The sequence below is a fragment of the Algoriphagus aurantiacus genome (assembly GCF_035156405.1).
In the GTDB taxonomy this organism is placed as follows: Bacteria; Bacteroidota; Bacteroidia; order Cytophagales; family Cyclobacteriaceae; genus Algoriphagus; species Algoriphagus aurantiacus.
This window is the reverse complement of record NZ_JAXRUT010000005.1, coordinates 1-12,594: the sequence shown is the minus strand read 5'-3', so window position 1 is coordinate 12,594 and position 12,594 is coordinate 1. Positions and strand designations below refer to the sequence as shown.

The 12,594-nt window shown below is 39.9% G+C and carries 14 protein-coding genes; 7 read left to right on the top strand and 7 right to left on the bottom strand.

Annotated features, from left to right (window positions below; genetic code table 11):
• Positions 1–118 precede the first annotated feature (118 nt).
• The 7 genes from SYJ56_RS06705 to SYJ56_RS06675 all read right to left on the bottom strand — a co-directional run bounded on the left by SYJ56_RS06705 (position 119) and on the right by SYJ56_RS06675 (position 7,917).
• Positions 119–325 carry a hypothetical protein gene (locus SYJ56_RS06705; protein ID WP_323832874.1) on the bottom strand — a complete coding sequence of 69 codons (207 nt, stop codon included), beginning with the start codon at positions 323–325 and terminating at the stop codon, positions 119–121.
• Entirely contained in the window at positions 325–741 is a 417-nt protein-coding gene (locus SYJ56_RS06700) for a DUF6941 family protein (protein ID WP_323832873.1), read from the bottom strand. Before SYJ56_RS06700 ends, SYJ56_RS06705 begins: the two co-directional genes overlap by 1 nt.
• Before the next feature lie 536 nt (positions 742–1,277).
• Positions 1,278–1,832: a hypothetical protein gene (locus SYJ56_RS06695; RefSeq protein WP_323832872.1), complete on the bottom strand. Its 555-nt coding sequence runs from the start codon at positions 1,830–1,832 to the stop codon at positions 1,278–1,280.
• A gap of 6 nt (positions 1,833–1,838) precedes the next feature.
• A complete protein-coding gene (locus tag SYJ56_RS06690) occupies positions 1,839–3,188 on the bottom strand; it encodes a restriction endonuclease subunit S (protein WP_323832871.1) in 1,350 nt (449 codons plus the stop codon).
• A 13-nt stretch (positions 3,189–3,201) separates the two neighbouring features.
• Positions 3,202–4,842 (bottom strand): HsdM family class I SAM-dependent methyltransferase, encoded by a 1,641-nt coding sequence (locus SYJ56_RS06685; RefSeq protein ID WP_323832870.1) that lies wholly within the window; start codon positions 4,840–4,842, stop codon positions 3,202–3,204.
• A 3-nt stretch (positions 4,843–4,845) separates the two neighbouring features.
• Entirely contained in the window at positions 4,846–7,671 is a 2,826-nt protein-coding gene (locus tag SYJ56_RS06680; protein WP_323832869.1) for a DEAD/DEAH box helicase family protein, read from the bottom strand.
• The gene (locus tag SYJ56_RS06675) at positions 7,672–7,917 is read right to left on the bottom strand and encodes a hypothetical protein (RefSeq protein ID WP_323832868.1); all 246 of its coding nucleotides are present in this window, start codon (positions 7,915–7,917) and stop codon (positions 7,672–7,674) included.
• 200 nt (positions 7,918–8,117) lie between these two features.
• Here SYJ56_RS06675 and SYJ56_RS06670 point away from each other — a divergent pair, with 200 nt between their 5' ends.
• From SYJ56_RS06670 to SYJ56_RS06640, 7 genes are all read left to right on the top strand, one after another.
• On the top strand, positions 8,118–8,372 hold the full coding sequence (locus SYJ56_RS06670) for a hypothetical protein (protein ID WP_323832867.1): 255 nt from the start codon (positions 8,118–8,120) through the stop codon (positions 8,370–8,372).
• A 102-nt stretch (positions 8,373–8,474) separates the two neighbouring features.
• Positions 8,475–8,642 carry a hypothetical protein gene (locus tag SYJ56_RS06665; protein ID WP_323832866.1) on the top strand — a complete coding sequence of 56 codons (168 nt, stop codon included), beginning with the start codon at positions 8,475–8,477 and terminating at the stop codon, positions 8,640–8,642.
• Between the two features lie 140 nt (positions 8,643–8,782).
• Positions 8,783–9,139, top strand: coding sequence for a helix-turn-helix domain-containing protein (locus SYJ56_RS06660; protein WP_323832865.1), 357 nt, complete (start codon positions 8,783–8,785; stop codon positions 9,137–9,139).
• Complete coding sequence (locus tag SYJ56_RS06655; protein WP_323832864.1) at positions 9,120–9,854, top strand: ImmA/IrrE family metallo-endopeptidase; 735 nt, start codon at positions 9,120–9,122, stop codon at positions 9,852–9,854. Before SYJ56_RS06660 ends, SYJ56_RS06655 begins: the two co-directional genes overlap by 20 nt.
• Positions 9,841–10,371: a hypothetical protein gene (locus tag SYJ56_RS06650; RefSeq protein WP_323832863.1), complete on the top strand. Its 531-nt coding sequence runs from the start codon at positions 9,841–9,843 to the stop codon at positions 10,369–10,371. The genes SYJ56_RS06655 and SYJ56_RS06650 overlap by 14 nt, the downstream gene beginning before the upstream one ends.
• A 450-nt stretch (positions 10,372–10,821) precedes the next feature.
• Complete coding sequence (locus SYJ56_RS06645; RefSeq protein ID WP_323832862.1) at positions 10,822–11,478, top strand: DUF6266 family protein; 657 nt, start codon at positions 10,822–10,824, stop codon at positions 11,476–11,478.
• A 269-nt stretch (positions 11,479–11,747) separates the two neighbouring features.
• Positions 11,748–12,416, top strand: a complete 669-nt coding sequence (locus SYJ56_RS06640) for a DDE-type integrase/transposase/recombinase (protein WP_323832861.1) — start codon at positions 11,748–11,750, stop codon at positions 12,414–12,416.
• The last annotated feature ends 178 nt before the right edge of the window (positions 12,417–12,594 follow it).

The following is a 12,594-nucleotide window of genomic DNA, read 5'->3' as shown; positions in this document are numbered from 1 at the left end:
GAATTCTAATATTTAAACTTTATCAACTTTGTGAAAAATATCTTGATGTGGATTTGGGCTTAAATAAAAAGCGGGCCTAAACCCGCCTAAAACGCTATTCAAACCTAGCGCACCATTTTCACTTAGAAACATTGACGATATTTCTACCATCAATACTCATACTTAATCTTACTTGCCAATATTGACCCATATCACCAATTATTTCACCTGGAACACTCATAGATGCTCCTGGGCCAATTGACATTGAACTCCTTCCTGGATCACCCAAAGTTACCCCTTGAGTTCCACCAGCAATTTCAACTTGAATCTGATCTCCTACTTTCATTATGCTACTCTTTTTAGTTGAGACGGATCAATTTTCAAAAGATTCATACTTAATCCACTTTGAAAATCACCGTTTACCCAAAGTTCGAAAGTGTATTTCCCAAGTTCCTTTAATTCCAAATTTCCAAAATTGACAACAAGGTTGGTGGTTGAATAATTAGCAAATTCATTGGGAACAACATTGAGTTGCCCCTGTATTTTGGTAATTTCTTGACCAATTGGATTTTGAAACCTGATTTCTATTTCATGTAATCCAGCCTCCTTATTTGCCATTCTTACCCTTAAGGCAATTGAACAATTTGGATGGATAACTGGTACATTTTGACAGTGGACCGTATCAAACGTTCCTACAATAGTCAACTTCCCGGGTTGACATTCGGCTGCGTAATCGCAGAGTGTAAATATTTCTATTTCCATTTTTTATAGATTTTTAAATTTTTAAAGTGTCTCCTATCTCGGGTGAAGCTCAAATTCCCGCATCACAATGGCTTACCAGCTTGTTAAAAATTTTAAAAAACTTTTGTTCAAACAGATAATTCCTTCACTTTTGCATCATAATTTGGGTCTAACCAAATAAAAATGCCACTTATCTCTTAATCCGGTGACCAGCCATTAGTGATTGATGAAAGCATGCGATGAGCGCCAAGTCAATCTGAGTAAGTGCCTATAAAAGAAAAATGTCAGGTGGCCGCCTGACATTCTCTTTGTATAGGATTTTGAGATTTCAGTCCGATATTTTTTCTCCATCTCTTGACAACTAAAATGCCAAAGAATTGATAAAAATCATTTACTTGGTTTTTAGGCCAATTATTGTCAGAATGAATTAAAATTTAAAAATTGTAGTTCATGTACAGAAAAACACACCTGACAATCTGACTTAGATTTTAAAAATAGCTGTCATATCTGCTTAATAATACTGCCTTGACCGTTGTCCACTTGACGGAATTATTGATTTATTCAATCTTTCCTAATTCTATTTTGGCATTTTCAATAAACTCAAAATTAGCTTCGATATATTTGAGCACTCCTTCAAAATACCCCTCTATTGTATCTCCAGCATTATTTCGTTGATTATTCTCTACAAAAGTCCTAAGCAACCCAAAATCCAAGGATTCATTGGTTTCCAATAAATTAGACTTTAACCCAATTAAATAGCGAAGTAGCATTGGATTTTGGTCTCTAAACTGAACTAGATTTGAAATTAATGACTCTAAAATCTCTGTATCCAAGCGATGAGGAAACTCATCAAAAATTAGCCGATTTTCTCGTTTACAAGCATCTGTAATCCGATGACAGGATTTTCGAATCTTCTCATTGCTTTTCCGAATCATTGCAAGTTCCTGATCAAGCAAGACAAGGGTATTTTTATTAAAAGATTTTTCCTTTTTCCTTTCCCCTCTCAAGTGATACCAGTGAGTTAGATAAACCGGAATCCAAACCCCAAATGAATACAAAAACACATTTAGAAAGTTAGAAAGGGTAAAGAATTCATTGAGAGATTCTAGCATAAATTCCTATTTATTCCCATAGCTCCCCCTCTCCTCCGCCACCATCCCCAGCTTCTCCTCCACTAGCTCTTCCGCATCAGGTACAGTCACTTGCCCATTCATGAGCATAGGTAAGAGCCAGTCTCTAAGTGAAGCGAGTTCTTGGTTTTGATTGGCATTACTTGTCATTTTTTGAAAGTAAGGATCTATTAAGTCTCCATATTTCTTTAAAAGATTATCTGGAGGAACTGGCAATCGAAACTTAGCCAACTCCTTTGCATCAACTCGCTTTCTCCCAGATGTTCCAGTCATTTTTGAAATAGCGTAATTTCTAAATGAATCCGAACGGCATAAAATAGCTAAATAGCTGATATGGCACTTTTCCTTAGCCCGAATATTAATGAATTCCGTTGAACCGAAACCAATACTTCCCTCCTCTAGCATGGTAATCAATGCTGTTTTCCCATTTTCCAGGCAGGGGGTAATTCGTGCTACTACTATATCTCCATTCTGAAATTTGATTCCTCCTGTGAATCCTTTTTCCTCAGGTATCTCTGTCATATACCCGCTTGTAGAAATTGATGTCATTCCTAAATAAGGAGCAACCGCATTTCTACCTATTTTGAGCGATGGATTAAAATCTGAAAGTTCTTCTAAGTCTCCAACCTCCCACCCTTCCGGTATCTCCCTTTTCAATTCCTTATTCCAGACCATTTTGCCACCAGCTGATTTATAAGGTTTGATATCTTCAGCGCGAGAAGTCTCATCCGCAGGCTTGTCCTTACGGAAATCAAAGGGGAAATCAAACTGCACAAACCAATACTCATATATCAACTTCGCCATCTTCTCCAATTCTGTACTAGTGCGGTTATTGAGCTCGATTTTATCGTCTAAGGCAGAAAGAATGGAGGCGATCTTTTGTTGGGTTTGAAGACTTGGAAATCTAAATCTTAATTCACCAATCACTTCTGGTTTGATAGATGGATATGCTGAAACTGAATTCTCTGCAATGCCTTGAAGGTATTGAATTATTGAGGGTTGGGTGAGCAGGTAATAAAGGAATTTCGGTTCAACCTCACTCGAGGTTACGTCAATTGTTGTAAACCCAGTAGAAACAATAAAATTTTCAATGTTTAGGTTCTCAGCAATTCCATAATGCTCTTGCTCAGGCCTTACTGTTGAATATAGAATAGTTTTATTCTGAACTTTTCTCTTTGCTCTACTTGGGAAATCTTTATCCAAGAATTGAATGGAAGAGATATTGTTTTTTGTAATACTACTGGTATCCAGATAATTAATAAATTCAAGATTATCCTTTGAAGAAATATTCCTCTTATTCAGCTCTGCTATAGCATCGACCTTTTTGATTTTTATCATTTCGCTGCTCTTTTCAAAGATAGTTCAGTTTCAAGCTCTTCAAATCCTCTAAAATCTCCTTATCCAAACTCTTCCCTTCATCAAATAATCCGTTCAGCCGCTCTTCGAAGCCGTTAAGCTTAACCTGAAACTCCTCAGCCGTGATATCCACATACTCGATCTTCACCTCAAAGTATTGCCCGGCAGAAAAGGAAAAGTTCTTTTCCTGAATCTGTGACTTGCTGACTACAACCGAAAGGTCTTCGACTGCTTCTTTGGAATTGAATATGTCAATAATCTGGCTTTCCTCTTCCCTCGAAAGTACGGTACGCTGATTCTTTCCTTCCTTGACAGTTTTCCCGAGTTTGGAAGCATCCATTAGCACGATTTGCTCAGTCCCAGCTTTCTTGTCTATAATGAGAACAGACACATTGGTCCCCGTGCTGGCGAAGATATTACTTGGCATACTGACCACACCACGTAGCCAGCCTTTATCGATCAGACGTTGCCTTATCTTCTTCTCTATCCCACTTTGCGCCGTTATAAATCCAGTCGGCACCACTATAGCAGCTTTTCCACTGTCATTGAGACTGTACATGATATGCTGGATAAAGAGCAGGTAAATCGCCATAGATTCTTTCTTGGCTTTGGGCTCCTTGGGGATCCCGGCAAAAAAGCGTTCTTTGAAATTATCCTTTTCCAAATCGTCCCGAAAATCAGCGAAGTCAAGCTTGAACGGTGGGTTAGACACGATGTAGTCAAACTTCTGCTTGTCCAGATAGAATGGATGCGAAATGGTATTGGTCTTGATTACATTCGGAATGCTATGCGTCAGATTGTTCAGAATCAGATTCAGACGAAGCATGGTGCTGGACTTCTGAGAAATATCCTCTGAGTAGATGGTACACTTATCCTCTCCGATCTGATGCGCCAGGGACATCAGCAGCGATCCTGACCCCACACTTGGATCATAGCACCTGCCTTTTCCTATATTCTCAGGGTCCACCAGAATATTGGCTATAATCCTTGCCACCGCATTAGGGGTGTAATATTCCGCATATTTCCCCCCGGAATCGGAATTGTAATCCTTGATCAGGTACTCAAAAATATCTTTGAAAAAGTCGTACTTCTCCTCAAAGTAATCTTCAAAACTTTCCTCAAAGCTAAACTCAAAGAGCTTGTTGATCAAAGCCCGACAAAAGTCATCCCGCTGGGAAGAATCTGAAATAAACTGGCTTAATTCATCAAACAACTTATCCTTCGCCCCAGAAAAGGACTTGATAGAAAATATACCTGCATTTTCTAAACTTATTCCCAATAGCGTTTCATCAAAGGTTTTGGCAAAATCTTCTTTGTTTTGGGTATTGTGAAGATGTGCAATGAGCTGATGTGGCTTGAGTTGCGGCACATTTTCATCCAACAAGTCCATCAATAGCTCCAGGTCTTCTTCCTTCAACTTTTCCAGTTCGGCATTGAACTCCTTGCTGGCACCTAATTCAGGTCGTAGCTTTTTTACTTCGTATCGAAATTTGTCATTCAGGAATTTGTACAAAAACACCTGAGAGATAATCTTAAATTCATTGCCATCATTCCCCAAGCCGTAGTTGGCACAGACACTCTTCAGGTTATCAATGAGCTGCTTGGTCTTGGTGGTATAGGTAATATCCTGTGTCATTCTTTATATTCTAGGTTGGTACAGTTGAAAATATTCCTTCCCGATGAGGGTACTGATATTTTGTCGTGTTCCGGTATCTAATTCTAATTTTTCGTCAACCACAAATTTTTGCGAAACGAGTCGCACCAAATAGCGGTTAAAAAGGGCTTCATTGCTTAAATAGTCTTCCTGTCCTTCCAATCGCCCATCCACGTCTCTCTTCACCAGCATCAGCGCCCGATGCAATTGCAACTCCTTAGCACTGAGCGTTCCCTTTTCTGTCAACCTTTTGTGGATGCGGGCATATTTTTCATCATTGCCGTACTTTGCTTTAAGTAAGGCATTTTTGCGGTTGAGCTCTTTGGCTTCCTCATGGATTTTGCGGAGCAAAGGTAAGTTTTCCAACAGATCGGTCTGTGTGGTTTCGCTCAAATTTTTCTTTTTGAAAATGCGTTCCAGCTCTTCGCGGAGACTCACAAAATGTGGATCACTTTGGTCAAAGTTGTTTTGTAAGGCTTCCCTGGTCTTGCGCAGCTGCTCCTTCAGTTCATCCGCTAGCTTGAGTTCTTCTTCACCTACTTTGATAAACTGGAAAATAATATCCTCCAAAGCGACATTTAAAAGATTTTGCGTTGCCTCTTCGTTGCCGATATTTTCGACAAAGTTAAGATTATCCAATCTGTTTTGGGCTTCTATCAGCAGACGATTGAGCACTTCGAAATCCACCAATTCACCCAAACCTTCATAGCCCTGGAGCGCAATCAGGTTTTTCAGTTCCTTAGCTGTCCGTAACGCTTTGACCAAAGCTATCAGCTCTTTCTTATCGTTGATTTGGCTTATCTGCTGGGAGAAGATTTCCCTGTTTTCGGTTTCGAAGTGGAATAAGGTTTCCTGAATATGCTCTATCTCAGCTTTGATTTCTTCGGCTGACTTGAACAGATTGGAATACATATCCATTTCATCTCCTAGCTGATCCTGCAGCTCACGGAAATACAGTTGGTTGGTGCGATCAAAAGCTTTGGAGATATCCGCAAAGTCCACTACATATCCGTAGTGGTATTTTTTATACGGACGGTTTACACGGGTAAGAGTCTGCAGTAAATTATGATCCTGGATCACCCGGGCGAGATAGAGCTTCTTCAATCGCTTGGCATCAAAGCCGGTAAGCAGCATATTATAGACAAATAGTAAGTCAATTTTTCCGGCTTTGTAGGCTTTGATAAGTTCTTTCCGTATGCCTTTGTCATTTTCATCATGCAGGATTAATGCTGCAGTCAGTTTCCCTTTTTTCCGCTTTCCATAGGGAAGCGACGGTTCCGCTGCCATAGGAAGTTTTTCTGCCTCTATTTCTTGAACCCCATATTGCTCCTCAAATAACTGAAACAACATTTTCGCTTGCTTCGAGGAGTCACAGACTACCAATCCGCCCAGTGTCTCATCCTGCCAATAGTCTCTAAACTGATCCAAGTCCTTGGTAATATAATCGAGTAACCCTTGGGCAAATCCCGGTTGCGCATATACATCCGAGGCCTTGATGTCACCTTTCAGGAGTTTGATCTGCTCCATCATTTCCTTCATCTCCATTTTGAACCTGCCTTCGATCTCTTCCCGGATCAATCGCAAGGTGTAGCCGTCAGCAATGGAGCGGTTGTAATAATACTTGTGGATATAATTGCCAAAAAGCAATCTGGAATCGTATTCCTTGGCGACTTCCCTAAGCAATGGTGTTCCTGTCAAAGCTATGATCACAGCCTTTCGATCTGAGTTGATCAGATTTGCGAGGTAGTTGCCTTTGGGATTATAGCTTCCATGCGCCTCATCAAGGAAATAGATACGCTGGGTATTGATATCGTATTCGTGCAGTTGAACCGCAGTAGCATCATCGCTGAACTTTTGAATATTTACTACCGTGATTTCCGGTCTTCCGCTGTCATTGTGAATAGCTCCTGCCACCTGTAAGTCTCTGACAAATTCCTGACGGGAATTTACTGGGTTTACTTTCAGCCCCCTCTTGGAGAATTCAGTGCTAGCCTGAATTAACAAATCGATGCGGTCTACTATGAAATAGAACTTGGGAATTACATTCTTCTGCTGATAATAATCCGTTAGATGCTTGACATTGTAGAAGGCCAAAGCAGTTTTTCCTGAGCCCTGTGTATGCCAAATGATTCCTTTTTGTTTGCCCTCATCCAATTTTGCAGCAATGGCCATCGTCGCAAATATCTGCGGATAGCGCATGATGTGCTTTTCCAAGCCTTTTTCTTCCTCCACATAAGCTATGGAATAGCGCAAGATAAAAGCCAAGCGCTCTCTGCTAAATAAGGATGTCAGGATTTTGTTTGTGGGTGATCCGACTTCTTTGTTGGTTTTGAACTCCGGACTATGCTTGATGACAAGTAAGTTATTGTCCTTCAGGATCGCATTTTCTTGTTCATCTGAAATCTCCCCTAGTTTTTGCTTGACAGGGTAATCCTCATCTTCCCGGAAGTAATTGAATAATAGATCGGAGTAGGCCGCAGTTGCATAAAATGCCCCGAAAACAGGTTCGACTATACCGTCCTCATACTCCATGTTATTGGAGAAAACCATCAGTTGGGTGATGTTGGCAAATCTTCGGAAATGCTTGTTTTTAAATCTGGAATTGATCCTGCTCCTTTCCGCAATAACACCTTCTTTGTTGTGTGGCTTTTTAACCTCTATAAAGGCAAGAGGCATTCCATTGATCAAAACGGTGATATCCGGACGGAATTCTTCATCGTTGTTTTTGCAGGTCAATTCAGCGGTGACATGGAAGCTGTTGTTGTCGAAGTTTTTGAAATCAATCAGCTTTATACCAGAATTGGCTGTCAATCATTGAAAAAACTTCCTCCCCAAATCCTCATAATCTAATTCCAAACTCAATTCGTCCAGTACTCGAATGATTTCCTCTTTAGACGAATCAGGGTTTATGCGAAGGAGACTTTCAACAAAAACGTTTTCGAAAATATTGGTATCCGCTCTTCGATCCTGTTGTCCTTGAGGTATATAGATAAAACCCAAGCGTATCAAATGTAAAATTGCCGGGATTTTGACCCTAGAATCTTCGTTAAATGCCATCTAAATTGAACTTGTAAAAAGTAGGAATCCATCAATATGGGGAATTCCGGCAAGCTTGGCAAGGAGAATTTTGTACTGAAAGAACTATTGAACAGCAATTGAGGCCTACTATACTTCATCAGGTAATTTATCCCTCTTCAGAATAGTTTAGAATAGAAGGATTGAAAAAATTGATGCTGTTCAACCAACATCCAGCAAACATGAATTTATTCATATCCAATATCAACAACTCCTGCATTTCAATTGGAGGTGACATTCAGGCTAATTATTCCTCCAGTGACCCAAGAATATTTGAACTGCTACTCAAATCTCTTGAAATCAACAGAAACCTAATCGCGGGCATTATTACCGCATGGGAATCGGAAACAGAAATGATTGAGCATTTGAAATCTCTGATGGAAGCTCAAAAGAATCTTGAATTGGAAATTTCAGACCAGTCCTCCTCAGAAAAATAGAGGAGGAATTAAAAACTTATCCAAAAGTATAGCCTAGCCTTAACAGAAGATGAGTTACTAAATCCTTTCAAATTCCTGAAAAAGGTATCCAAAGCTGTATTAATGACAGAGTGGTTTGAATTCTGTGAGCAATGCGAGCAGAACAGTCTGGCTTTTGACTATGAGGTTTATTGGGATGGGATAGCCAAACAAACAGCCTGCACCTATTTCCCAAAACTGCACGATCTCGGCTACCTGATTATAGCCTCTGAAAAGCCAATAATGCGATAGAAGTTCTGCCCCACAAAAAGGCACATTCAGTTTGAGGTAAAAAATCCGCGTTCCTCTTCTCTAGTTAAAGTCTGTTACATTTCTTTTTAATTATCTGTAACTTTGTAACTTTGTAACATAATTTTTTAACCAAAACCTCTATGAATCAGAATCAAATCATCGGGAAGAACCTTCAGGCTCTTCGTAAAAAACAAGGCTTTACCCAAGATCAAATTGCGGAATACTTGGGTATCTTACGTGAGGAAGTGAGCTATTATGAAAATGGAAGCAGAACTATGCCTACTTCTCTAATGTCTCCTCTGGCGAATTTGTATGGAGTAGATGAATATGATTTTTATGAAGAGAATTTTAATATAGCTAGTGTGAACCTAGCCCTGGCTTTTAGAGCAGAAGACATTAAATCTTCAGACCTTGAGCAAATCGCCAAGTTTAAGAAAATCGTCAGGAATTATTTAGGCATGAAATCCCTATTGGAGAATGAACCAGCTTGTTCTTGAAAAATATGCTGCTCAGTTCCGGGCAGAGCTTGGATATAGCAATACGGAAAGCATCCATCTAAAAAGCTTACTACATAAATTAGGCGTTCTGGCAGTTTTCAGACCTTTGGAGATGGGGATTTCGGGAATGGCCATCAAAGTTGGCAAAAGCAATCGCTTTATGCTGATCAATACTGCCCGAACTCTTGGCCACCAGCATTTTACAATTTGTCACGAACTATATCACCTATTCATCCAGCATAGTTTTGATTACCAGATTTGCCAGGTAGGCCTTTTTAATAAAAAGGATAGAGAAGAGTTTAATGCGGATATTTTTGCATCCAAATTTTTAATGCCAGAGGAAGGAATTCTTGAATTGATTCCCGACTCAGAACTTTCGAAATCCAAAGTTACTTTAGCGTCAGTGTTAAAAATAGAGCAATACTTCTCTTGTTCCAGAAGGGCGCTTCTAAACCGCTTGTCTGATCTCAAACTGATTGACAAAAATCAGAAAGAGGATTACAAAGAAAATGTAAGAGCAAGTGCCATGAAACATGGGTACTCGCTCAAGCTTTACGAAAAAAATGAGCTGAGTGAAGTCATTGGCGATTACGGAAATCTCGCAAGGAAATTATTCGAACAAGAGCGGATTTCTGAAGCTCATTATTATGGACTTTTAGAGGATATAGGATTGGATTTTTCAGTTTTAGGAAGCAATGGGGATGAAAAAGAATGATAAAATCATCCTAATCGACGCAGATGTCCTTTCCCATTTTATCGTCGGAGGACAAATCACCTTGCTTCCAACAATCTTCCACTATTCCATCAAAATCTTGGACAAGGTCTATGCAGAAATCTCCCGGATGCCTGGAAAGAAAACGGAAGTGGACAATCTTTTGAACTTTAAATTGATAGAACAAATCCCATTTCCGGAAGACAACCAAGAAATAAAAAAGGAATACCATTATATCAAAAACAGACTGTTTAAGGGAGACGGGGAATCCGCTTGTCTGGCAGTGGTCCGGCACTCGAAAGATATCTTAGCAAGCAGTAATCTGAAGGACATCGCCAGCTATTGCAAAATGCATCAGATCACCTACCTAACCACTATGGATTTCCTATGTCAAGCTGTAAAAAATGGGCAGCTATCAGAATCAGACTGTGACAACTTTATTGAGAAAGTACTGAAAGCAGGGAGTAGGCTGCCTGTGAAAAGATGGAAAGAATATAAATGCATGGAAATTCTATTTTAAAAATTGGATTTGACTCCATGTGCTTATTCTTTAGGACGGAATCGCAAACGAGACATCCTGTACCTATTATCTCCCCAAAATACATGGTCTGAGATACCTGATCGTAGCTTCTGAAAAGCCAGCGAAGTAATATTTCAGTCCTTAAACCATTTGGTGATTATTGCTCATTGAATAAAGGCAATCCAATCCCTTTCTAGGTCCTCACATACCTGCCAACTTCCCTGCATTTCCCCTAACTATACTACACCTATACAAGGATTCACAGTGGCGTAATTCCACATATAAAACCATACCATGACCAATACTAAACTAATTAATAAACATTCTAAGACCAATTTTTTATTGCTCTTAGAACGTTTATACTATGCTAAAAATTTCATTTTTATTTAGTTTTATTGGTGATTACCCCTAGGACAACCTATATTATGCTGTAAATCAACTACTAAGCATATGGCAAGAATCACTAACTCAATCCAAGAAGGGTTATCGGGCAGTGTGGGAGATCTGGTTTTTTACAAAGTGGGTGGAGTAACTTATGCCCGCAGAAAGCCCGGCAAACAAAGTAAAGCTACCAAAGCAAAAACATCGGTAATCAAGCGCCGCTCACAATCGGTAAATACCCAAGCGCATAACTTCCTTAAAAACATCACGCATATCTTACGCTTTGGCTATCAAAATCAGGTAGATGGAGCGAGGCGTGGGTATCATGCGGCAGTATCTTATACGATGAAAAACTCCTTCAAATTCGAGGGAACGTCAAAAGTGCTGGATATAAGTTTGGTGAAAGTCAGCCGGGGCAGTCTTCTGGGTCCGCATGACCCTAAAGTAGAGCGGGTTCCTGAGGGAATAAAATTCACTTGGACAGATAATTCCTGGCAGGCAGCTGCAACGACCTATGATCATGTGTTTGTCTTTCTACTTTCATCTGAAGGAAGCGGAACAGAATGGGAGTTTCTGGGAAATACAAGAGACAAGGGAAATCACTTTCTTCCCGTTTCACCTATACTTAAGGATACAAAATGGCATGCCTGGATTGCCTTCAGCCAGGAAAATCCTTGGACGAAAAAAAGAGATTTATCGGATTCTGTATATCTGGGCATTGTATAATTGCATACCACTATCCGCAGATCTAGCATTAAATTCCAATCCACATCTTCTCCCCTTTCAGCTATCTGACTTTAGCTTTCAGAATTCCCCTAATTCCCTTGCTTTTGAATGGGCAAGATTAGGATATAAAGTAGTTCTTTCCTCATGACGTAAAGAACTATTTGAAAAAGTGGCAGACTATATTGAACAGTCTGGAGGGAAAGCAATGGTGGTACTGGGTCTGCTACATTTGATTTGACAGTAAGTTAAGCGCCCTTTACTAAGAACCAATGAAAAAGGGAGGAGGAAGATCCTTCGACAAGGTCTTTAAGCTGATCGTGGTAGAACTCCACAAAAGCGGTAAATCCTCCAGTGAAATCAGTCGTGAGCGGGGTATTCCAGCAGATATGGTAAGCCGCTGGAGCCGGGAACATACTGCTTCAGGAGAAGCCAGTTTTGCGGGCAACGTTAAACCCATCATGAGTGCTGAACAAAAAGAAATTGCCCAGTTAAAGAAAGTATTAAAAGAAGCTGAGACCGAACGGGATATCCTAAAAAAGGCCGTAGACATCTTCTCCCGATTCCAATCAAGGTTGGCTCTACCTGAAATCATGGATCTGTTTGACAGGAAAATCATCGGATGGTCCATGAGCCGGACCATGAAAGCCAGTAGGACTGTGAAAGCGGCTTTCGAAATGGCCATTCAAAACAGACCAGTCAATCCAGGGGAATTGATCTTCCATTCAAATCGGAGAGTCCAATATGCCTGTGAGGAATTCCGGAAACTGCTTCAGTCCTATAAAATATTACAGAGCATGAGCAGAAAAGGAAACTGTTGGGATAACGTCGTGGCCGAAAACTTCTTTAAAATCCTCAAATCAGAACTGATCTATCAGATCCCAAAACTACAGTACGACCAGACCAGAATTGAAATCTTTGAGTTCATCGAAATCTGGTAAAACAAAAAAAGAAAACATATCTATCTCGACTACATAACTCCGGAACAATTCGAAAAATCAAATCAATCCAAGACCGTTGCAGGGAGAATGTATTTATAATCAACTGATTAACAGTATATTATATTAATTTTTCTGTGTTATTCTGACTGCTTCTTTGTATTTTAGGGTATGAAAAACG